Annotated in this window: 19 protein-coding genes; 10 read left to right on the forward strand and 9 right to left on the reverse strand. The window is 71.0% G+C overall.

What is annotated here, in order from left to right:
* Positions 1-75 precede the first annotated feature (75 nt).
* Together ACIHAO_RS26145 and def are read left to right on the forward strand one after the other, a co-directional pair.
* A complete protein-coding gene (locus ACIHAO_RS26145; protein ID WP_396562016.1) occupies positions 76-4,698 on the forward strand; it encodes an ATP-dependent helicase in 4,623 nt (1,540 codons plus the stop codon).
* Positions 4,699-4,735: 37 nt separating this feature from the next.
* The gene (gene def, locus ACIHAO_RS26150) at positions 4,736-5,239 is read left to right on the forward strand and encodes a peptide deformylase (RefSeq protein WP_396562018.1); all 504 of its coding nucleotides are present in this window, start codon (positions 4,736-4,738) and stop codon (positions 5,237-5,239) included.
* Positions 5,240-5,276: 37 nt separating this feature from the next.
* Here def and ACIHAO_RS26155 read toward each other — a convergent pair whose 3' ends face one another.
* From ACIHAO_RS26155 to ACIHAO_RS26170, 4 genes are all read right to left on the reverse strand, one after another.
* Positions 5,277-6,362: a GNAT family N-acetyltransferase gene (locus ACIHAO_RS26155; RefSeq protein ID WP_396562020.1), complete on the reverse strand. Its 1,086-nt coding sequence runs from the start codon at positions 6,360-6,362 to the stop codon at positions 5,277-5,279.
* Positions 6,363-6,457: 95 nt separating this feature from the next.
* Positions 6,458-7,156 carry a VOC family protein gene (locus tag ACIHAO_RS26160; protein ID WP_396562022.1) on the reverse strand — a complete coding sequence of 233 codons (699 nt, stop codon included), beginning with the start codon at positions 7,154-7,156 and terminating at the stop codon, positions 6,458-6,460.
* A 118-nt stretch (positions 7,157-7,274) separates the two neighbouring features.
* A complete protein-coding gene (locus tag ACIHAO_RS26165; protein ID WP_396562024.1) occupies positions 7,275-8,039 on the reverse strand; it encodes a maleylpyruvate isomerase family mycothiol-dependent enzyme in 765 nt (254 codons plus the stop codon).
* Between the two features lie 197 nt (positions 8,040-8,236).
* Positions 8,237-8,719: an SAV_6107 family HEPN domain-containing protein gene (locus tag ACIHAO_RS26170; RefSeq protein WP_007029300.1), complete on the reverse strand. Its 483-nt coding sequence runs from the start codon at positions 8,717-8,719 to the stop codon at positions 8,237-8,239.
* Between the two features lie 221 nt (positions 8,720-8,940).
* On the opposite strand from ACIHAO_RS26170, the gene ACIHAO_RS26175 reads away from it, so the two are divergent.
* The gene (locus ACIHAO_RS26175; RefSeq protein ID WP_396562027.1) at positions 8,941-9,471 is read left to right on the forward strand and encodes a YbaK/EbsC family protein; all 531 of its coding nucleotides are present in this window, start codon (positions 8,941-8,943) and stop codon (positions 9,469-9,471) included.
* Positions 9,468-10,031 (forward strand): N-acetyltransferase, encoded by a 564-nt coding sequence (locus tag ACIHAO_RS26180; protein ID WP_037304242.1) that lies wholly within the window; start codon positions 9,468-9,470, stop codon positions 10,029-10,031. Before ACIHAO_RS26175 ends, ACIHAO_RS26180 begins: the two co-directional genes overlap by 4 nt.
* Here the strand turns inward: ACIHAO_RS26180 and ACIHAO_RS26185 are convergent.
* The 3 genes from ACIHAO_RS26185 to metF form a co-directional block, all read right to left on the reverse strand.
* Positions 10,028-10,909 (reverse strand): DMT family transporter, encoded by an 882-nt coding sequence (locus ACIHAO_RS26185; protein WP_396562029.1) that lies wholly within the window; start codon positions 10,907-10,909, stop codon positions 10,028-10,030. The two genes, ACIHAO_RS26180 and ACIHAO_RS26185, sit on opposite strands and share 4 nt — an antisense overlap.
* Before the next feature lie 459 nt (positions 10,910-11,368).
* A complete protein-coding gene (locus ACIHAO_RS26190) occupies positions 11,369-13,054 on the reverse strand; it encodes a DUF885 domain-containing protein (protein WP_396562031.1) in 1,686 nt (561 codons plus the stop codon).
* A gap of 42 nt (positions 13,055-13,096) precedes the next feature.
* Positions 13,097-13,984, reverse strand: a complete 888-nt coding sequence (gene metF, locus ACIHAO_RS26195) for a methylenetetrahydrofolate reductase [NAD(P)H] (protein WP_396562033.1) — start codon at positions 13,982-13,984, stop codon at positions 13,097-13,099.
* Between the two features lie 135 nt (positions 13,985-14,119).
* On the opposite strand from metF, the gene merB reads away from it, so the two are divergent.
* Positions 14,120-14,797 carry an organomercurial lyase gene (merB, locus tag ACIHAO_RS26200; RefSeq protein WP_396562035.1) on the forward strand — a complete coding sequence of 226 codons (678 nt, stop codon included), beginning with the start codon at positions 14,120-14,122 and terminating at the stop codon, positions 14,795-14,797.
* On the opposite strand, the gene ACIHAO_RS26205 is transcribed toward merB, so the two are convergent.
* Positions 14,794-15,099 (reverse strand): AzlD domain-containing protein, encoded by a 306-nt coding sequence (locus ACIHAO_RS26205; RefSeq protein ID WP_396562037.1) that lies wholly within the window; start codon positions 15,097-15,099, stop codon positions 14,794-14,796. The two genes, merB and ACIHAO_RS26205, sit on opposite strands and share 4 nt — an antisense overlap.
* Positions 15,096-15,764, reverse strand: coding sequence for an AzlC family ABC transporter permease (locus tag ACIHAO_RS26210; RefSeq protein WP_396562039.1), 669 nt, complete (start codon positions 15,762-15,764; stop codon positions 15,096-15,098). The genes ACIHAO_RS26205 and ACIHAO_RS26210 overlap by 4 nt, the downstream gene beginning before the upstream one ends.
* Before the next feature lie 48 nt (positions 15,765-15,812).
* On the opposite strand from ACIHAO_RS26210, the gene ACIHAO_RS26215 reads away from it, so the two are divergent.
* The 5 genes from ACIHAO_RS26215 to ACIHAO_RS26235 all read left to right on the forward strand — a co-directional run bounded on the left by ACIHAO_RS26215 (position 15,813) and on the right by ACIHAO_RS26235 (position 20,704).
* Positions 15,813-16,361 (forward strand): CGNR zinc finger domain-containing protein, encoded by a 549-nt coding sequence (locus ACIHAO_RS26215; RefSeq protein WP_396562041.1) that lies wholly within the window; start codon positions 15,813-15,815, stop codon positions 16,359-16,361.
* Positions 16,362-16,429: 68 nt separating this feature from the next.
* A complete protein-coding gene (locus tag ACIHAO_RS26220) occupies positions 16,430-17,521 on the forward strand; it encodes a polyprenyl synthetase family protein (protein ID WP_396562043.1) in 1,092 nt (363 codons plus the stop codon).
* Positions 17,521-18,996, forward strand: a complete 1,476-nt coding sequence (gene crtI / locus ACIHAO_RS26225) for a phytoene desaturase family protein (protein WP_396562045.1) — start codon at positions 17,521-17,523, stop codon at positions 18,994-18,996. The genes ACIHAO_RS26220 and crtI overlap by 1 nt, the downstream gene beginning before the upstream one ends.
* A complete protein-coding gene (locus ACIHAO_RS26230) occupies positions 18,993-19,922 on the forward strand; it encodes a phytoene/squalene synthase family protein (protein WP_396562047.1) in 930 nt (309 codons plus the stop codon). The genes crtI and ACIHAO_RS26230 overlap by 4 nt, the downstream gene beginning before the upstream one ends.
* Complete coding sequence (locus ACIHAO_RS26235; RefSeq protein ID WP_125785332.1) at positions 19,919-20,704, forward strand: LLM class F420-dependent oxidoreductase; 786 nt, start codon at positions 19,919-19,921, stop codon at positions 20,702-20,704. Before ACIHAO_RS26230 ends, ACIHAO_RS26235 begins: the two co-directional genes overlap by 4 nt.
* Positions 20,705-20,766 lie beyond the last annotated feature (62 nt).

Raw genomic sequence — 20,766 nt, forward strand, 5'->3', positions numbered from 1 at the left:
TCGGTCCTGTTGGCAGGCCCGTCTCAGCTCCGCCGACCAGGGCTCGGAGCGAAACTGTCGGTGGTCCGGCGCACTATGGAGGGCGTGGCAGACGTACTCGACCTCTTCTCCCCCGCGACCAGGGACTGGTTCACCGGGGCCTTCGCCGCGCCCACCCGGGCGCAGGAGGGGGCGTGGCGTGCCGCGCACGCGAAGGAACACGCGCTGGTCGTGGCCCCCACGGGCTCCGGTAAGACGCTCTCGGCGTTCCTCTGGGCGCTGGACAGGCTGTCGGTCGAGCCGCCGCCCTCCGAGCCGCGGAAACGCTGCCGCGTCCTCTACGTCTCGCCGCTGAAGGCGCTGGCGGTCGACGTCCAGCGCAATCTGCGGGCACCGCTGGCAGGCATCTCGCAGGCGTCGCGGCGGCTGGGGCTGCCGGTGCCGGACATCGGCGTCGGCATGCGGACGGGCGACACCACCGCCGCCGAGCGGCGCACGTTCGGCAAGACCCCGCCGGACGTGCTGGTCACCACGCCGGAGTCGCTGTTCCTCATCCTCACTTCCTCCGCGCGTGACTCGCTGCGCGGCGTGGAGACGGTGATCATCGACGAGGTGCACGCGGTCGCGGGCGGCAAACGCGGCGCGCATCTGGCCTTGTCGCTGGAGCGGCTCGACGCTCTTCTCGAGAAGCCCGCCCAGCGGATCGGGTTGTCGGCGACGGTCCGGCCGATCGACGAGGTCGCCTCGTTCCTGGCAGGCGGCAGGCCGGTCACCATCGTCCAGCCGAAGCTCGCGAAGACGATCGAGGTCCGCGTCGAGGTCCCGGTCGAGGACATGTCCAATCTCGACGGTCCTCAAGGGCCGAAGCAGAACGAAGACCTCGACGCGGGGCTGGCTCGGCTCCCCGGCTCGCTCGAGGACATCGACGGCGCACCGCGGCGGCCGTCGATCTGGCCCGCGGTGGAGGAGCGGGTCCTCGAACTGATCCAGGCACACCGGTCGACGATCGTGTTCGCCAACTCACGGCGGCTCACCGAGCGGATGACCGCGCGGCTCAACGAACTGGTGGCGGAACAGTCCGAACTGGAGCCGGATCAGCGGTATCCGGCCGAGGCGATCGGCCAGTCCGGGCTCACCACCGGCGCGGCGCCGGTGATCGCGCGGGCGCACCACGGCTCGATGTCGCGCGAGCAGCGCACCCACGTCGAAGAGGAGCTCAAGACCGGCCGTCTCGCCTGCGTCGTGGCGACGTCGTCCTTGGAGCTCGGCATCGACATGGGAGCGGTCGATCTCGTCGTGCAGATCGAGGCGCCGCCGACGGTCGCTTCGGGGCTCCAGCGTGTCGGCCGGGCCGGGCACCAGGTCGGCGCGGTGTCGAGCGGGGTGATGTTCCCGAAGTTCCGGGGCGACCTCGTCTCCTGCGCGGTGGTCGCGGAACGGATGGCGTCCGGGTCGATCGAGGCGGTGCGGTACCCGCGGAACCCGCTGGACGTGCTCGCGCAGCAGATCGTGGCGATGGTGGCGCTCGAATCCTGGACCGTCGACGAACTGGCCGCCCTCGCCCGCCGCGCGGCGCCGTTCGCGTCCCTGCCGGACGACGCGTTGCTGGCCGTGCTCGACATGCTCGCCGGCCGGTACCCCAGCGAAGAGTTCGGGGAGCTGCGCGCCCGGATCACCTGGGACAGGGTCAGCGGCGAACTGCACGGCCGTCCGGGTTCGCAGCGGCTGGCGGTGACCTCCGGCGGCACGATCCCCGATCGCGGCCTGTTCACCGTGATGACGCCGGGCGGCGACGACAAACCCGGGTCGCGGGTGGGCGAGCTCGACGAGGAGATGGTCTACGAATCCCGCGTCGGGGACACGATCCTGCTCGGCACCTCCTCCTGGCGGGTCACCGACATCACCCACGACCGCGTGATCGTGGTGCCGGCGCCGGGTGAGCCCGCGCGGATGCCGTTCTGGAAGGGCGACGCCCCCGGCCGCCCGCTGGAACTGGGGCGGGCGCTGGGCGCGTTCGTCCGCGAACTGTCCACTTCGGAGCCTTCGGCGGCCAGGGAACGCGCGGCCGTCGCCGGGCTGGACGAGTACGCGTGCGACAACCTGCTGGCCTATCTGGAAGAACAGAAGTCCGCCACTCGCCATGTGCCGAACGACAAGACCGTGCTGCTGGAACGGTTCCGCGACGAACTCGGTGACTGGCGGGTCATCCTGCACTCCCCGTTCGGCGCTCAGGTCAACGCGCCGTGGGCGCTCGCGATCGCGGCCCGGCTGCGCGAGAACCGCGGGGTCGACGCCCAGGTGGCGCATTCCGACGACGGCATCGTGCTGCGACTGCCGGAAGCCTTGGACTCGGAAGGCTCGGAAATCACCATCGGCGTCGAAGACGTGCTGCTCGATCCGGAGGAGGTCGAGCAGCTGATCGTCTCCGAGGTCGGCGGCTCGGCGTTGTTCGCCGCCCGGTTCCGGGAATGCGCGGCCCGGTCGCTGCTGCTCCCCCGCCGGGACCCGCGCCGCCGCACGCCGCTGTGGCAGCAGCGGCAGCGTGCGTCGCAACTGCTTTCGGTCGCGGCCAAGTACGAGCGGTTCCCCGTCGTGCTGGAGGCGATGCGGGAAGTCCTGCAGGACGTGTACGACGTCGGCGGGCTGCGCGAACTGATGGCCGACGTCCGGTCGCGGAAGGTCAAGCTGGTCGAGGTCGAGACGCCGTCGGCGTCCCCGTTCGCGCGCAGCCTGCTCTTCGGCTACGTCGGCATGTTCCTGTACGAGACCGACGCCCCGCTCGCGGAACGGCGCGCGGCGGCGCTGGCGCTGGATTCGACGCTGCTGGCCGAACTCCTCGGCACCGAGGCGATCCGGGAGCTGCTGGACGCCGAGGTCGTCGCCGAAGTCGAGCGTTCACTGCAACGCCTCGACCCCGACAGGCATGCCCGCAACGCCGAGGAAGCCGCGGATCTGTTGCGGTTCCTCGGAGATCTCTCGATCGAGGAAGCCGCCGCGCGCGGCATCCAGCGGGGCTGGCTGGAGGAACTGGAAGCCGCGCGCCGGGTGCTCCGGGTCCGCATCGGCGGCGGCGAACGTTTCATCGCCATCGAGGACGCGGGCCGGGTGCGGGACGCACTGGGCACCGCGTTGCCGGTCGGCGTGCCGGAAGCGTTCACCGAACCGGTCGACGATCCCGTCGGCGACCTGCTGTCGCGTTATTCGCGCAGCCGCGGCCCGTTCAGCGCCCGTCAGGCCGCCGAGCGGTTCGGGCTCGGGACGGCCGTGGTCACCGGTGTCTTGGACAGGCTGACCGCGCAGGGCAGGCTGGTCCGGGGTGAGCTGAGCCCGATCGGGCATCCGGAGACCCACGGCGTCGGAATGGAATTCTGCGACGCGTCGGTGCTGCGCAGGCTCAGGCGGGCGTCGCTGGCCCGGCTGCGGGCCGAGGTCGAACCGGTCGAACCGGCGGCGCTGGGCCGGTTCCTGCCGTCGTGGCACGGCATCGGCGCGCGCGTGCGGTCGGCGCCGACGGCGGACGACGTGCTGTCCGTGGTCGAGCAACTGGCCGGTGCCCCGCTCCCGGCGAGCGCCGTCGAGTCGCTGATCCTGCCGAGCAGGCTGCCCGGCTACACCCCGTCACTGCTGGACGAACTCACCACGGCGGGCGAGGTCACCTGGTGTGGCTGCGGTTCCCTGTCCGGCGGCGACGGCTGGCTGGCGCTCGCCCCCACGGACGTCGCCGATCTGCTGCTGCCCGACCTCGACGACGATCTGCCCTCCGGGCCGCTGCACCAGGCCATTCTGTCCACTTTGGAGGGTGGGGCGCAGTTCTTCCGCCAGCTCGTGGACCGGGCGTCACCGTTGGTCGAAACCCCGCCCAACGACGGTGAAGTCGTCGCCGCGCTGTGGGATCTCGTCTGGGCCGGGCTGGTCACCGGGGACACGCTGGGCCCGTTGCGGGCGCAGGTCTCCGGTTCCGGCGCGGCGCACAAGCCACGACGGCAAGCTCCTCGTGGCCGGTACGCGCGGCTTCGTGCCGGGCGACCGGCGATGCCTTCGCGCACCGGCCCGCCGACGGTCGCGGGGCGCTGGGCGCTGACTCCGGACCGCGCACCGGACCCGACCCGGCGTGCGCTCGCGCGGACGGAGGCGTTCCTGGAACGGCACGGCGTCCTCACCAGGGGCGCGCTCGACACCGAGCGCGTGACGGGTGGGTTTTCCGGGATCTACAAGGTTTTGCGCGGTATGGAGGATTCGGGCCAGGTCGTCCGCGGTTACGTGGTCGAAGGGCTCGGCGCGGCGCAGTTCGCGGCGAAGGGCGCGGTCGACAGGCTGCGCGCGCAGTCCGGGAACCAGCGCACCACCACGGAAGGCGCCGTCGTACTCGCCGCCGCCGACCCGGCCCAGCCCTACGGCGCCGCGTTGCCGTGGCCCGCCGCGACGGGCGACCCGAAGCACCGTCCGGCAAGGAAGGCGGGCGCGCTGGCGGTGCTCGTGGACGGCGTCCCGGCGATGTACGTCGAACGCGGCGGCCGGTCACTGCTGAGTTTCACCGAGGACCAGGAGACGTTGCGGTCGGCCGCGCGGGCGTTGTCCACGGCGGTGCGGGAAGGCTGGCTGGGTCAGCTCGCCGTGCAGAAAGCCGACGGCGAAGTGGCACTCACCTCGGAGCTTTCCAGCGTCCTCCAGGAGGCGGGTTTCCGGGCGACTCCCAAGGGACTGCGCCTGCGGGCCTAGAATCACGGCTCAGACCTGCGGAGAAGGACGTTCGAACATGGTGATGCGCGACCTGCGCTACTTCGGGGATCCCGTGCTCAAGACCGTATGCGACCCGGTCAAGACCTTCGACAAGAAGATCGAGTCACTGGTGACCGATCTGATGGACGGGGTGAAACCGGCCGGACGCGCCGGGCTCGCGGCGCCGCAGATCGGGGTCGGCCTGCGGGTGTTCAGCTACGACGTCGGCGGGCTGAGCGGGTACGTGATCAACCCGGAGATCGTCGAGCTGTCCGAAGAGACGCACGAGATCGGCGAGGGCTGCCTGTCCGTGCCGGAGCTGTGGTTCCCGGTCGTCCGCGCGAAGCACGCGGTGGTGCGGGGTGTCGACCTGCGCAACGAGCCCGTCGAGGTCGAAGGCTTCGAGGTGCTCGCCCAGTGCCTGCAGCACGAGACCGACCACCTCGACGGCAAGCTCTATCTGGATCGGCTCACTCCCGACCGCAAGAAGCGCGCACTGGGCGAGGCCCGCGGCAAAGACTGGTTCTGGAACCGCAATTAGTCACCTGGTTGCGATCGTTTCTCTGGCAACCAGGTGACTAATTGCGGGGGTTGGGGAGCGTGAGGCGCAGGGTGCCGGAGTCGCCGGGGGCACGTTCGGGGCGGAGCCCCGTGCGGGCGGCGGTGCGGTAGAGGGAATCGTCACCGGGCAGGCAGACGGCGGCGAGTTCGCGCTCTCCCTTGGCGGCGGCGAGGACGGCGAGCCTGGTCAGCAAGGCGGTGCCGATGCCTTGGCGCTGCCAGGAATCCTCGACCAGGAGCGAGACTTCGGCGGCGCCGGCGTCGGCCGACGGAATCAGCTGGCCGAGACCGATCACGTCCCGGCCGCAGACCGCGAGCAGGCTGATCCCCCGCGGCGGCATCAGGAGCCGGTGCAGCCAGCGGCGCGGCACGGCGCGCATCCCCGTGTGGTAGCGGTGGAAAAGCGTGGTCATCGAGCATCTCTGGTGCAGCGCGGACACCGCTTCCGCGTCACCGGGGGCACCTTTCCGCAGGACGATCGCGGCGCCGTCTGCCCGGTCGAGCACGACCGGACCGGTCACGTTGTCGCGGACGGCGGTCATCAGCCCGGTCAGCGCGACCGCGCGGCTCAGTTCCAGTTCGACGAACGGCGACCACCGGCGGCGCGCGACGAACGCGGTGCCGTCGCCCGCCGGGAACACCGCCCGATGCCCGCCCTCCGTGCGAGCAGGGTTCGCCTCGATCGACGGGACCTTCGTGACGACATCGGCCGCGAGAACGCCGCGAAGGACCTCCGCGAGACCGCTGGGCTCCTCGACGGCTCTCTTGGCCGCGGCGAACGTCGCGGTGGCCGGATCGACCAGTTCGGCCAGATCAGCGTCGATGACGGCGGAGCATTCGCATCCTTCGTCGCGGATCGCGTCGATGAGCAGTTGCCGCGGCAGACCGGTGGCCGGCCGCAGGACGATCTCGTCGAGCACGCCGCCGGGGACCGGGAGCACCGACAACCCGAGGATGTTGCACTCGAGGTCGGCCAGCCGGATCGCGATCCTGGCCAGGGTGCCCGGCCGGTCGTCCACGCGGATCCGGACCCGCCAGGCCGACGCGGTCGTTGTCTCTTCACCGGGGTGAAGCTGGGCGGGCCGGACTCGATAGGTCTCCATGTCCTCCACGGTCCCGGCCGGTTGTTGCCTGCCAACGGCGCGGGTGTTTCGCTCAGGTCAGCGTTCGACGCCACCGCGCAACCCCGGCGAAACAACTAGCGGGGCGCGAGCACGCTGAACTCGTTGCCCTCCGGATCCACCATGGCCACGGCGCCTTGCTTCGCCGAACCCTGCCCTGCCGAACCCTGCCCTGCCGCGCCGAGCTCCCTGAGACGCCGGACTTCGGCCGCCCGGCTCTTGCCTCGCCGTGGCGCGATCTCGAACCGCAGCCTGTTCTTGTGCTGCTTCTCCTCTTTCGTGGCGAGGAACTCGACCCACGGGCCGCGGCCGCCCGGTGGCCGCAGACCCACGATCGTCTTCTCGCGGACGCCGATCTCCCAGCTCAGGGCGGCCGCCCAGAACCGCGCGAGCCGCTCCGGATCGAGGGCGTCGGTGACGACCGATGCGATCGCGCCGGAGCCCTCATACTGCTCGCGCGGTTCGAGGACGCAGAACTCGTTGCCCTCGGGGTCCGCGAGCACCACCCACGGCACCCGCTTCTCCTCCGGCGGGCCCTGGCCGATGTCGATGTGCCGTGCGCCGAGGGACAGCGCGCGGTCCACCAGCTCGGCCTGGTGCCCGGGCGAACGGCTCGCCAGATCCAGGTGCAGCCGGTTCTTGCCCCGTTTGGGGACCGCCTCGGAGCGGAACGCCGGTTGAAACGGGGCGTCCCAGCTGAACAGCCCTTCCCAGAAACCCGCCAGATCTCTGGGAAGGGCCGAGTCGAAGACCAGGTTCACCAGCTGTGATGCCACACCCGTGAACCTAGACGGCACCACCGACACTTCCGAGTGATGTAGGCGAATCCGCTCTTCAGGCACATCATCGGCTCCGCCGACTGGCGCTGACCGGTTTGGCTTCCCCACCGACCGGTCATCGAGTCGCGAGCCGCAAAAGTGCCCAAAGTTGTCCCGCCATGTCCTGGTCTCCGCTGACCGTCACCGCCGTCGGACCCGCCCGGCCCCAGAGCCAGCGGTAGATCTTGTCCGGATGCCCGGTGATCAGATCGTCCGCGCGCTGGGCCTCCTCGGCGGAGCATCGCCAGGCGACCGTTTCCGTGGGCCCGGCTCTGGCGATCCAGTGGTGGCCCGCGGTACGCACGCCGACCGATCCGGTCCTGGTGCCGGACAAACCCAGCAACGGCAGCCGCTGGCCGAACCACAGCACCAGTGCCTCGTCGATCCCGTCGAGTGCCACGTCTTCGGGGATCACCGACACTTCCCGGCCGGCGGCGCTCTCCGCGTCGATCCGGTGGATCGTCGTCTCGTGCGCCATCCGCCGCCGCCAGAACCCGTAGCTGCGGTCGGCCGGCCACCAGGTCGGCGCCGATGCCTCCGGGTCGTGGGCGGACAGTTCGGAGACGAGCTCGTCCCGGCCCTCGCGGAAGTACTCCTCCAGCGACTGCATCGGCCCCGGTTTGCGCTGCCAGTGCTCGGGACGCCGCCCGTCGACGATCCAGCGGCGGGTGACCCGGTACACGCTGCCGACGTGCCTGAGGACCTCACCGAGCGTCCAGCCGGGGCAGGTCGGGACCGGCGCGTCGGCGGACGCGGTGTGCGCCACCCGGGCCATCAGCTCGGTTTCGGCGCCGATCATCTCCAGGAACCTGCCCTGGTCGATCATGGCCTGCCCGGCCATCGGGCACCCCCTCTCCATGGTGACTCTGTCGAATAGGTGAACCCGCGTCCGCGATCGGCGTCGGCAGGGCGCGACCTGGTCTTTCAAGTCACGAAGGTGTGAAGGCGCCCTGCCACCGCGATAGCGGGGCCTTCGGCCGGGCGGGTTCACGGGTATGGCCACTTTCCGGACGAAACCGCAGCTCCGCCGACAGGCTGCTAAGCCACATGCGCCGAATCACCCATCGGCAGCCCGTGCACCACCCGTCGGACGAGTTCCAGGAACACCGTGGCGGCCCGCGTCAGCTCGTCCGCCAGTTCGACGGTGACCTTGCCGGTGATCCCCGCCTGAGCGGCGGCCCGCGTCGCGGAGTTGGCCGCGAAGAACGCCGCCCACTCCTTCAATTCGGGCGCGACGGAGTCGAGCAGCACCCAGCCGCTCGCCGGCCGGGCCCGGCCCCGGTGCGGACGGCCGCGGGCCTCCAGTACCGCCGCCGCGCCCCGCAGCGCGGCGAGATACGCCCCGATGAACCGCTCCGCGGGATCGTTTTCCCGCTCTGCCTCGGCGAGACCGCGCCTCGCCTGTGCGTACAAGGAGACCGCCGCGGGTGGTGCCGGCGGGCGCAACGACATCGGCAGGGCGGGCTGCGCGGTGCCCCCCGGCCTCTCGGCTTCGTCAGGGGACACGACCGAAACGGACATGACGACCCTCCTCCTGTACGTGAGCGCCGGCCGGTGCCCGGCGCCGAGGCGCTTCCCCCGCCCCCGCGCCGGGCACCTACCGGTGCGCGCTCACCGAATGTCGAACGTCTGTTCGAACAAGACCAATGTAACCCCGAAGTGCCCATTCCTTCAACCCCGTACCGGGGTGATCGCCGCATGTGGTGCGGGACACGGGATCGGCCACGTGATCTCATAGGCTCATGAGCACCATCGACCAGTCCGGGCATCCCTCGGTGGCCAAGGTCGCGGCCGCGCTCGCCGAGGCGGGTCAGCAGGACGCCGCGGACGGGATCCGGATCCTCCCCGCCGAAGTCCGCACGGCCGCGCAAGCCGCCGAAGCGCTCGGTGTCGAGGTCGGCGCGATCGCGAACAGCCTCGTGTTCCGCAGCCGCACCGGCGAGACGGAAACGGCCCTGCTCGCCCTGACCTCGGGCGCGCACCGCGCCGATACCGGCATCCTCGCCTCGCTGACCGGCGCCGACGAGATCGGCAAGGCGGACGCGGATTTCGTCCGCGCGCACACCGGGCAGCCGATCGGCGGCGTCGCCCCGGTCGGTCACCCGAAGGCGTTGACCACCCTCGTCGACACCGCGTTACGCGCCCACGACGTCGTCTGGGCCGCCGCCGGACATCCGAAGTCGGTGTACCCCACGACGTTCGCTCGCCTCGTCGCGCTGACCGGGGGCACTCCCGCGGACATCGCGGGCGCCGGGCAGGATGGGCGCCCGTGACCGCGATGTCCTCGGAATGCACCCGCTACGTCCAGCTGTCCGCGGACGAGTTCCGCGCCCGGCTCCCCGAGGCGCTGACCATCTACGTCAACGCCATGCGCTACCCCGAAGGCACGGCAGAGCAACGCGCGCCGATGTGGCTCACGCACGCGCTGCGTGAAGGCTGGCGCTGCATGGCCGCGCTGGACGCGGACGGCGTCCTGCTCGGGCTCGCCTACGGCTACAAGGGCCGCGGTGGCCAGTGGTGGCACGAACAGGTCCGCCACGGCCTGACCCGCCGCGAGGGCCAGGCCGCCGCCGAGCACTGGATGTCGGACTACTTCGAGCTCACCGAGATCCACGTCAGCCCCGAAAGCCAGGGGAAGCGGATCGGCGAAGACCTCCTGCGGCGGTTGCTCGACGGCGTGCCCAATGCCCACGTCCTCCTTTCCACGCCGGAAGGCACCAGCCGGGCCTGGAACCTGTACCGGCGCGTCGGCTTCGTCGACGTGCTGCGGGACTACCACTTCGCCGGGGATCCGCGGGCGTTCGCGATCCTCGGGCGGACGCTGCCGCTCTAAGGTTTCGAGTAGGCGACGGCGAGCGCGGCGATGAGCACCGCCGCGCCGCACCAGCCCACGGCGCCGAGCCGTTCACCGAGCAGGACCATGGACAGCAGCGCGGCGGTCAACGGTTCCAGCAGGGCGGACAACGCGGCCAGTACGGGATGTGCGCCTTCGAGACCGCGGAAGTACGCGGCGTACGCCAGCGCCGTGGGCACGACACCGAAGTAGACGACGAGCGCGAGCACGTCGGCCTGGACCGGCACGGCCATCCCGAACCACAACGCGGCGGGCGTGAGCGCGGCGCCGCCGATCAGGCAGCCGAACGCCGTGGTGGGCAAGGGATCCAGCCCCTCGACGCGGGTCGCGGTCACCAGCGTCAGCGCGGCGAACCCGGCCGCGGCGAACAGGGCGAACAGCACTCCGGCGGCGTTGACTTCTTCTCCGGGAGTCCACTGCAACAGCGCCAGCCCGACGAGGGAACCGGCCAGCGACACCGCCGTCCACCGCGTGGGAAGCTTCCTGGTCCTGACGACCGTCGCGACGGCGAGCAGAACGGGCGCGCTGCCGATGGTGGTCATCGTCGCGACGCTCACGGAACTCAACGAGACCGCCACGAAGTAGCTGGTCTGGAAAAGGGCGAACAAGCCGCCGACCGCCAGGAGGCGACGGCGGACCTGTGTCGTGCGAGGAAGGCCGCGGAGGCCCCCGGTGAGCCAGAGGTAGCCGGTGGCGATCACGCCGCCGATGAGCAGCCGGTACGCGGCGACGCTCAGTGGATGGAGCCCCGCACGGGAGGCGAGCAGGGATCCGGCGAGGCCGCCGGTCCCCCAGAGGACACCGGCGAGGACGAGCGCGGCCGACGATCGGGCGCGCGTGGGTACGGCTACGGACATGGGGAAACGCTCCTGCGTCTTTGTCGTGTCAGTGGACGGCGACGACGCGGGGTGCTTCAGTGCAGCACGGATCGGCCGGGCGGCTGGAACGCCGCGCGGCCGGAGACACCCCGCTCAGGACGCGGGGGGTGGGGTGACGAGAAAGATCCGGTGCACGAGGGGGAACGTATCAAGGCTTCGGTGGCAGGGCACGTGAATTGCGGCACGCGGCGGGTCATGGTGGTCGTGAGTCGCTGAGGCCGGTGGGGCTCACGGTGAGGCCCGAGTGTCCGTGAAGGCCTCCTTGAGGGACTCTGGGTCCCTCAAGGAGGCCTTCACGGACTTGCGGCCAGCTCGCTCCGGACAGGGTGGGAGCACGCATCCGGAGGGTCGCTCCGGATGCAATGAAGGAGCCTTTCATTGCAAATTTTGCAATGAAAGGCTCCTTCATTGCGCGCGCGAGGGCCGAAGGAGGGCGGCTCAGTCCAGTGCGGCCAGCATCTCCCGCAGCGTGTCCAGCCCCATCCCGCCGAGCGCCAGCGCCCGCGTGTGGAACTGCTTGATGTCGAACGCGTCCCCCTGCCGGGCCCGGGCCTCGTCCCGCGCGGCGAGCCACAGGCGTTCGCCGAGTTTGTACGACGGCGCCTGCCCGGGCCAGCCCAGGTAGCGGTCGATCTCGTCGTGCACGTGGGCCGGGTCGGTGACGGTGCGGGTGAGCATGAACTCCAGGCCCAGCTCGGGCGTCCAGCGTTCGCCCTCGTGGAAGCCGGTGCCCGCCGGGATCTCCAGTTCCAGGTGCATGCCGATGTCGACGATCACGCGCGCGGCGCGGAACAGCTGCTCGGAGAGCATGCCGAGCAGGTCGCCGTCGTCGGCGAGGAAGCCGAGGTCCTGCATCAGCCGCTCGGAGTACAGCGCCCAGCCTTCGGCGTGCCCGGAGGTGAACGCGAGCAGCCGCTGGTACTTGTTCAGCGAGTCGGACTGGTCGACCGCGGTCGCGATCTGCAGGTGGTGACCCGGCGCGCCCTCGTGATAGACGGTGCTGACCTCACGCCAGGTGACGAACTGGTCCCGGCCCTGCGGCAGCGACCACCACATGCGGCCGGGACGCGCGAAGTCCTCGCTCGGGGCGGTGTAGTACGCGCCGACGGTGCCGCCGGGCGGGGCGATCTTGCATTCCAGCTCCATCACCCGGTCGGAGATGTCGAAGTGCTTGCCGCGCAACGACTTCATCGCGTTGTCGGACAAGTTCTGCATCCAGGCCTGGAATTCGGCCCGGCCGCGGACGACGTACTTGGGGTCGGCGTCGAGGACGGCGGCCGCCTCGGCGAGGGTGGCGCCGGGTTTGATCCGGCCGGCGACCTCCCGCATTTCCGCTTCGATGCGGGTGAATTCGGCCCAGCCCCAGGCGTAGGCCTCGTCCAGGTCGAGGGTGGCTCCGGTGAACAGCCGGGACCACAGCTTGTACACGTCGGCGCCGACGGCGTCCTTGACCGGCGCCAGCGGGGCGAGTTCGGCGCGGAGGAAACCGGCGAACTCCGCGTACGCCTCCTGAGCGGCGTGAGCGGCCTGGCCGAGCTCGGTGCGCAGCTTCTCGTCGACGTCCTTCGCTCCCGAGATCAGCGTCTCGAAGAAGCCGGCGTCGTCCTTCAACCCCGCCCAGGTTTCCGCCTGCTCGGCGACCTTGCCGACCTGCCGCAACGCCGACACCCGGCCGGCGTTCGCGGCCGCGAGCAGCGAGGCACGGAGACCGTCGAGCGCTTCCGGCACCTTCGCCATCCGGGCGGCGATCGTCGCCCAGTTCTCCGCCGTGTCGGTGGGCATGAGGTCGAAGACCATGCGCAGTTCCTGCACGGGGCTTTCGATCACGTTCAGCGCCGCGATGTCGAGACCCGCCTCGTGGATCTCCAGCTGCAACCCGATCCGCTCGGTGAACACCGCCTTGGCCGCGCGCTCGCCGTCGTCGGCGGGTTCGGCCGCTTCGATCTCGGCCAGCGCGCGCGTGGCGATCGCCGCCCTGGCCGCGTGTCCGGCAGGCGAGTAGTCGGTCAGTCGGTCGTCGTATCCGGAGATGCCGAACGTCGTCGCGGCGACCGGGTCGGCCGCGGCGTACTCGTCGACGTACCGGTCACAGATCTGGTGCACACTTTGCGCGGTCGAAGCCATGACCGGCACGCTACCGGGACAGCGGGCGACTTCGGTACGGAGTTACGCCCGGGCCGGGACCAGCCCGAGCCTGCTGACCACCTCACGGGTGGCCTTGGACCGGTTGAACGTGTAGAAGTGCAGGTCAGGGACGCCTTCGGCGATCAGCCGCTCGCACAGTTCGGTCACCACGTCGATACCCTCCGCGCGGAAGGCCTTCGGGTCGTCGGCCAGCGGCTCGAGCCGGTCCAGCAGCCGCCGCGGCGCGGTGGGCGCGCCGGACAGCTTGATCGACGTCCGCAGTGTCCTCAGCGTGGTCAGCGGCATGATGCCGGGGATGACCAGCGCCTCGCAGCCGGTGGCCGCCACCCGGTCACGCAGGCGGAGGAAGTCTTCCGGCTCGAAGAACAGCTGCGCGATCGCGAAATCCGCGCCCGCGCGCAGCTTGCGCACGAGGTACTCGGTGTCGGCCTCGAGGTTCGCCGACCGCGGGTGGCCGTACGGGAACGCCGAGACGCCGACGCAGAAGTCGCCGAGCGAACGCACCAGTTCCACGAGTTCTTCGGCGTAGTTGAGCCCGTCCGGATGCGGGACCCAGTCGCCGTAGACGTCGCCCGGCGGGTCGCCACGCAGCGCGAGGATGTTCCGCACGCCGACGGCGGCGTACCAGCCGATGACGTTGCGCAGTTCCGCGACCGAGTGGTTCACGGCGGTGAGGTGCGCCATCGGCACCAGCGTGGTTTCGGTGGCGACGCGGGCGATACTGCGGATCGTGCCGTCCCGGCTGGAGCCGCCCGCGCCGTAGGTGATCGACATGTACGCCGGGTCCAGCGGCTCGAGTTCCCGGATCGACTTCCACAGCACCGCCTCGTCGGCCGCGTCACGAGGCGGGAAGAACTCGATGGAGAACACGGGTCCATCACCCTGCAACCGCTCGACCACCGACGTCATACCGCCATGTTAAGGGGGCCGTCCGCTGGCTGGGAGCCCCCTCTCAGGCTGTGGGCATGCGACCTCGGCCACTCGCGAGCGGTTGCCGAGTGGCGCCGGCCTGGGGAGACTCGGTGGCGAGCACAGGGAGCCGCCATGAGCGCCGAAACCGACACCAGCTGGGACGAGGACGTCCGCGTCGCGGTCTACCGCGCGTTCGCCGAGCACGGGAGGCCGCCGACGGCACCGGAACTGGCCGACGCCGCCCACGGATCGCTCGCGGTGGCGAAGCAGGCGCTGCACCGGCTCGCGGAGCGGCGGCACCTCGTGCTCGACGACTGCGAGCACGTCGTGATGGCGCATCCGTTCGCGGCGATCCCGCTGGGTTTCTCGGTGATGGGCGAGCGGACGCTGTGGTGGGGCGGCTGCGCGTGGGACGCGTTCGCGATCCCGCATCTGGTGAAGGCCGAACCCGAGGTGCTGGTGTCCACGCGCTGCCGGGGCTGCGGCGAACCGCGGGCCCTGCTGGTGAACGACCAGGTCCCGCCGAAGGGTGATCTGGTCGCGCATTTCCTGGTCCCGGCGGCCCGGATGTGGGACGACGTCGTGCACACCTGCGGGAACCAGCGCCTGTTCTGTGGCGAGTCCTGTGTGGACGATTGGCTGGCAGAAACGGGGCAGGACAAGGGTTACGTCATGGACCTCGCGACGTTGTGGCGGCTCGCGGCCGGCTGGTACGACGGCAGGCTCGACCACGGCTACACCCGCCGGGATCCGGCCGCCGCGGCCGCGTACTTCGAACAGGCCGGGCTGAGCGGACCGTTCTGGGCCTAGACGAGGAACCGGAGCACCGCGGTGACGACGACCCCGCAGAGGATCGCGGCGAGCACCGGGACGCGCAGCAGGTAGGTCACCGCGATCGCGGCCAGTCCCGCGCACAGCGTCCAGTCGACCCCGGACCAGGCCGGACCGGTCACGTCGGTCAGCACGAGACCGGCCAGCAGCGCGGGCGCCAGCAACGCGATCACGCCCGCCAGACGTGGTGGCAGGGTCCGGTCGCCGAGCAGGACCGGGCCCGCCGCCTTGAACCCGATGCTGACCAGCGCGACGGCGACGATGGCGAGCCAGAGCGTCATCGTCGCGCCCCCAGGCCCAGCAGCGCGGCGGCCGACGCGCCGATCAGCGCGAGCCCGACCGGGACGAACAGCACCAGGATCCCGGCGAGGCAGGCGGCGAGCGCCGCGGTCCGGATCGCCTCGCGGGAACGGCGCAGTTCGTCGATGAGCAGGACCAGGAAGAAACCGGGGAACACGACGTCGAGCCCGAACCGCGCGACGACGTCCGGCGGCGGCGCGGCCAGGACGCCGAGCACGGTCCCCAGCACCCACGCGGGCAACTGGACAAGGGTGCAGCCGATGAGTTTTTCGCGGTCGAAACGCCCCTCGCCGAGGTGCGCGGCCACCCACGAACCGTCGACGACGGCCTGGCCCTCCCACGCGCGGCGCAGCCGTCCTCCGCGCAGATCCGCGGCGACGGCGGCGCCCATCGGCAGGAACCGGGCGTTGATCAGGGCGGCGGCGCCGACCGCGACGGCGATGTTGCCGCCGCCCGCGAGCGCGGTGGCCATCGCGAACTGGGCGGAGCCGGAGAACACGAGGATCGACGCGGCGATCGGGGCCGCGATCCCCCAGCCCAGGGTCTGGCTGTACGCGCCGAAAGTGACGCCGAGGACGAAGGTCGCGACACCCAGCCCGAGCCCGACACGGGCGCCGGCCAGGTAGTTCCGCCGGAGCGTTCTCATAGGACCAAGCCTAACAAGCTAAACTAGTTTTGACCATTAGGAGAATTCATGGACGGCCACTGGGACGGGTACGACAGCATCGGCGGAAGCGTGCCATTGGACCTGGTCAACACCGTTTCCTGGCGGCGCGATCCAGCCCGGCGGGAAGACCGGCTTTCCACCCCGAACCGGCTGTCGGAGTGGGTCGTCCTGGTCGGCGCGGGCACCGAACGGCTGGAGATCTCCGATGCCGTCCTGGAGGCCGTGAGGGCCTTCCGCGAAGCGCTGTATGGCGTGCTCGTGTCGGATCCGCCGGACGTCACGGCGCTGCGAAAGCCCCTGATCGAGGCATACCGGCACGCGTCGCTCCCGCAGTCCTTGCCGCTGCGATGGGAAGTGCCGTTGGAGAGCGGCGACGCGCTGCCGCACTTCCTCGCGCTGGCGGCCGAGGAGCTGCTCCGGACCGGGGATCTGGAGCGGATCCGGGAGTGCGAAGGGCCCGGCTGCGGCTGGGTGTTCACCGACCACACGCGCAACCGGTCGCGGCGCTGGTGCAGTTCGTCGGACTGCGGCAACCGGGCGCGGGCGAAACGGCACTACGACAAGACCCACGGCTGACGTCTCGTTCGCCACATTCCACGGCACCCGACTGGGTCATGAAGACGTCCTTCCCGGAGGATGTGCTCATGGACACGTCCGCCTACGACGCCGATCTGCCCGCCAACGTCGAGCGGGCGCTGGCCGGATTCCTCGAGCGCGCCGGTGCCGAAATCCGCCGCACCGAACCGGTCGTCGGGGTCGGGATCGACGCGCTGGCCGGATTCGTGCTGGGCGGCGGCAAACGCCTGCGCCCGACGTTCGCCTGGTGGGGCTGGCGCGGCGCCGGCGGCGATCCGGCGGGGCCGGACGTCGAAGGCGTGCTGCAGGCGGTGGCGAGCCTGGAGCTGATCCAGGCGTGCGCGCTGATCCACGACGACCTCATCGACTCCTCCGATTCGCGCCGCGGTTCACCGACCGTGCACATCGCGGGCGCGAAACTCCACGCCGACAGCGGCTGGCTGGGTTCGCCGAGCACGTTCGGGCTCGCGACCGCCGTCCTGGTCGGCGACCTCGCGCTGGCCTGGGCCGACGACATGTTCGGCGAGGCCCCGCTTCCGCCCGCGGTCCTCGCGGCGGCACGGCCGGCGTGGCGCGCGATGCGCACCGAAGTACTCGCCGGGCAGTACCTCGACGTCCGCACCCAGGCCACCGGCGACGCCTCCCCCGAGGCGGCACTGCACATCTGCAAGCTCAAGACGGCCGCGTACACCGTCCAGCGCCCGCTGCACCTCGGTGCCGCGCTCGGCGGCGCCGACGACGCCCTGATCGCGACGCTGCGCGAGTTCGGCGACGAGGTCGGCGTGGCGTTCCAGCTGCGGGACGACCTGCTCGGCGTGTTCGGCGACCCGTCGGTCACCGGCAAACCCGCGGGCGACGACCTGCGTGAGGGCAAGCGGACGCTGCTGGTCGCGCTGGGTCTCCAGCGCGCGGCCGAGCAGGGCAAGGACGCGGCGGCGAAGGTCATCTCCGACGCCATCGGCGACGCCCACCTGTCCGAAGAGGCCGTCGAGGCCGTGCGCGAAGCCTTGCAGGACGTCGGCGCGGTCGACGCGGTGGAACGCCGCATCGACGAGCTCACCGACTCGGCGATGGCGGCGCTCGACCGCGCTCACCTGGCCGAGCCCGCTCCCGCCGCGCTGACCGGGCTGGTCGTCAAGGCGACCCAGCGGACGTACTGATGCGCACTGTCACCGGTCCGAGTGACCACGTGGTGGTGATCGGTGGCGGGCTCGCCGGGTTGTCGGCGACGCTGCACCTGCTCGGCGCCGGCCGCCGGGTGACCCTGCTGGAGCAGGAAAAGAGCCCCGGGGGCCGGGCGGGGCAGGCGGATTTCGGCGGCAACACCGTCGACACCGGCGCCAGTGTGCTGACCATGCCCGAACTGCTCGACGAGGCCTTTTCCGCGGTCGGCGAATCCCTCTCGGACAACCTGACGCTGACGCGCCTCGACCCGGCCTACCGTGCGAAGTTCGCCGACGGCAGCACGATCGCCGTGCACACCGAGGCGGCGGCGATGGAGGCCGAGATCCGCGCGGCCGCCGGTCCCGCCGAAGCCGAGGGCTACCGCCGGTTGCGGCGCTGGCTGACCGAGCTGTACGCGGTGCAGAAGGACCGTTTCATCGGCGCGAACTTCGACTCGCCGCTCGATCTCGTACGGCCGGAACTGGCGAAACTGGCCGCGCTGGGCGGTTTCGGACGGCTCGGCCCGAAGATCGGCGGCTTCCTGCGCGACGACCGCGTGCGCCGTCTGTTCTCCTTCCAGGCGCTTTACGCGGGACTCGATCCGGCGCGCGCGATCGGCGCGTACGGCGTCATCTCCTACATGGACACCGTCGGCGGGGTCTACTACCCGGCGGGCGGGATGGGCGAGATCGCGCGAGCGATGGCGAACGCGGCCGGACGCGCCGGCGCGGAAGTGCGCTTCGGCACCGAAGCCGCTTGGCTGGAAAGGGTTTCCTCGCGGGTGCGCGCGGTACGGACCCGCTCGGGCGAGCGGATCCCCTGCGACACCGTGGTTCTCGCGACCGAGCTCGGCACCGCGTACCGGCTGCTCGGCGCCCGCCCCCGGCGGCCGCTGCCGCTGCGGTACTCGCCGTCGGCCGTCGTGCTGCACGGGCACGCGCCGAAAACGTGGCCGGATTTGGGCCACCACACCATCTTCTTCGGTCACGCCTGGGAAAAGACGTTCTCGGAGATCATCCGCGAAGGCAAGCTGATGAGCGACCCGTCGCTGCTGGTGACCCGGCCGACCGCGACCGAACCGGGACTGGCCCCCGGCGGCGATCAGGTGATCTCGGTGCTCGCCCCGGCGCCGAACCTGCGCCGCGGCAAGATCGACTGGCGCCGGGTCGGCCCCGCCTATCGCGAGGAACTCCTGCGTACGCTGGAAAAGCGCGGCTTGACCGGGTTCGCGGACGACTTCACCGTCGACGAGACGATCACCCCGGAGGGCTGGGCGGAACGCGGGCTCACCGCGGGCACCCCGTTCTCGCTCGCGCACACCTTCGCCCAGACCGGCCCGTTCCGGCCGGGGAACCTGATGCGAGCGGCGGAAAACGTCGTACTGGCGGGCTGCGGGACCATACCCGGCGTCGGCATCCCACCGGTGGTGATCTCCGGCAGGCTGGCGGCGGGAAGGGTCACCGGCCGGTGAACGAACTCGACGCCGCGGGCATCACCGGCCCGGCGTTGCGCGCCGCGTACACCGAATGCCGCCGCATCAACGCGCACCACGGCCGCACCTTCTTCCTCGCGACCCGGCTGCTGCCGCCGCGGACGCGGCCGTTCGCGCACGCGCTCTACGGCTTCGCGCGGATGGCGGACGAACTGGTCGACAACCCCGCGCCGGGCACCGATCCCGCGGCCGCGCTGGACGAGGTCGCCGTCATGGTCGCGCGGATCTTCGACGGCCGGACACCGGCCGCTCCGGTCCTGACCGCGCTCGCCGACACCGTGCGCCGCCACGACCTGGACCGCGAGTTGTTCGACGCGTTCCTGCGGTCCATGGCGATGGACCTCAAGATCACCGAGTACGCGACCTACGCCGACCTCCAGGAGTACGTCCACGGTTCGGCCGAGGTGATCGGACTGCAGATGCTGCCCGTCTTCGGCACCGTCGTCCCGGTCGAGGAGGCCGGCCCCGGCGCCGCCGCGCTGGGCGAGGCGTTCCAGCTGACCAACTTCCTGCGCGACATCGGCGAGGACCTCGACCGCGGGAGGCTGTACCTGCCGACGGAGGAGCTGGCCGCGTTCGGCGTCGACCGCGAACTGCTCGAATGGTCCCGTGCGCGCGGGCTGCCCGACCGGCGGGTCCGGCGCGCGCTCGCCGTCGCGGTGGCGCGCAACCGGGCGGTGTACCGCCGCGCCGAAGCGGGCATTCCGTTGCTGCGCGAGGAATCCCGGGACTGCGTGCGGACCGCCCTCGTCCTCTACGAAGGCATTCTCGACGAGATCGAGGCCCTCGGTCACGACGTGCTGAACACCCGCGCGGTCGTCCCCCGCCGCCGCCGGCTGAAAGTCGCGCTGCCCAAGATGCTGGCGAGCGCGTGGAGCAACTCCAGGCTTAAGGTGCGGATATGACCACTGCTTCGAACAGGAAGATCCGGATCGGCGTCCAGCTGCAGCCGCAGCACGCCGAGTACAAGGCGATCCGCCGGGCGGCTTCGGAGGCCGAAGACCTCGGTGTGGACATCGTCTTCAACTGGGACCACTTCTACCCGCTCTACGGTGAACCCGAGGGCCTGCACTACGAGTGCTGGACCATGCTGGGCGCCTGGGCGGAGTCCACGTCGCGGGTCGAGATCGGCGCGCTCGTGACGTGCAACAGCTACCGCAACCCCGAACTGCTGGCCGACATGGCCCGCACCGTCGACAACATCTCCGACGGACGGCTGATCCTCGGCATCGGCTCCGGCTGGTTCGAGAAGGACTACGACGAGTACGGCTACGAGTTCGGCACCGCGGGCGGGCGGCTCGACAACCTCGCCGAGGCGCTCCCGCGGATCGAGAGCAGGCTCGGCAAGCTGAACCCGCAGCCGGTCCGGGACATCCCGGTGCTGATCGGTGGCGGCGGCGAGAAGAAGACGCTGCGCTTGGTCGCGAAGCACGCCGACATCTGGCACGGCTTCGGCGACCCGGAGGTCGTGGAGCGCAAGGTCAAGATCCTCGACCAGCACTGCGCCGACGTCGGCCGGGACCCGAAGGAGATCGAGCGTTCGGTCGCCGTCGAAGGCGAGCCCGAGGAGCTGGGCCCGAAGCTGCTGGAGCTGGGCGTCTCGCTGTTCACCGTGGCGACCGGCGGGCCGGACTACAACCTCGACAAGCTGCGGTCCTGGATCGCTTGGCGGGACAAGCAGGGCTGAGTCCCGCTTCCCACGTGCAATGAAGGACGCTTTCATAGCAAATTTTGCTATGAAAGCGTCCT

It is taken from the genome of Amycolatopsis sp. NPDC052450, from assembly GCF_044547565.1.
GTDB lineage: Bacteria > Actinomycetota > Actinomycetes > Mycobacteriales > Pseudonocardiaceae > Amycolatopsis.

Bases quoted from the DNA above. Each gene is read 5' to 3' on its own strand.
- ACIHAO_RS26145 (WP_396562016.1), top strand. From the start codon at position 76: ATGGAGGGCGTGGCAGACGTACTCGACCTCTTCTCCCCCGCGACCAGG.
- def (WP_396562018.1), top strand. From the start codon at position 4,736: ATGGTGATGCGCGACCTGCGCTACTTCGGGGATCCCGTGCTCAAGACC.
- ACIHAO_RS26155 (WP_396562020.1), bottom strand. From the start codon at position 6,362: ATGGAGACCTATCGAGTCCGGCCCGCCCAGCTTCACCCCGGTGAAGAG.
- ACIHAO_RS26165 (WP_396562024.1), bottom strand. From the start codon at position 8,039: ATGGCCGGGCAGGCCATGATCGACCAGGGCAGGTTCCTGGAGATGATC.
- ACIHAO_RS26170 (WP_007029300.1), bottom strand. From the start codon at position 8,719: ATGTCCGTTTCGGTCGTGTCCCCTGACGAAGCCGAGAGGCCGGGGGGC.
- ACIHAO_RS26175 (WP_396562027.1), top strand. From the start codon at position 8,941: ATGAGCACCATCGACCAGTCCGGGCATCCCTCGGTGGCCAAGGTCGCG.
- ACIHAO_RS26185 (WP_396562029.1), bottom strand. From the start codon at position 10,909: ATGTCCGTAGCCGTACCCACGCGCGCCCGATCGTCGGCCGCGCTCGTC.
- ACIHAO_RS26190 (WP_396562031.1), bottom strand. From the start codon at position 13,054: ATGGCTTCGACCGCGCAAAGTGTGCACCAGATCTGTGACCGGTACGTC.
- metF (WP_396562033.1), bottom strand. From the start codon at position 13,984: ATGACGTCGGTGGTCGAGCGGTTGCAGGGTGATGGACCCGTGTTCTCC.
- merB (WP_396562035.1), top strand. From the start codon at position 14,120: ATGAGCGCCGAAACCGACACCAGCTGGGACGAGGACGTCCGCGTCGCG.
- ACIHAO_RS26205 (WP_396562037.1), bottom strand. From the start codon at position 15,099: ATGACGCTCTGGCTCGCCATCGTCGCCGTCGCGCTGGTCAGCATCGGG.
- ACIHAO_RS26210 (WP_396562039.1), bottom strand. From the start codon at position 15,764: ATGAGAACGCTCCGGCGGAACTACCTGGCCGGCGCCCGTGTCGGGCTC.
- ACIHAO_RS26215 (WP_396562041.1), top strand. From the start codon at position 15,813: ATGGACGGCCACTGGGACGGGTACGACAGCATCGGCGGAAGCGTGCCA.
- ACIHAO_RS26220 (WP_396562043.1), top strand. From the start codon at position 16,430: ATGGACACGTCCGCCTACGACGCCGATCTGCCCGCCAACGTCGAGCGG.
- crtI (WP_396562045.1), top strand. From the start codon at position 17,521: ATGCGCACTGTCACCGGTCCGAGTGACCACGTGGTGGTGATCGGTGGC.
- ACIHAO_RS26235 (WP_125785332.1), top strand. From the start codon at position 19,919: ATGACCACTGCTTCGAACAGGAAGATCCGGATCGGCGTCCAGCTGCAG.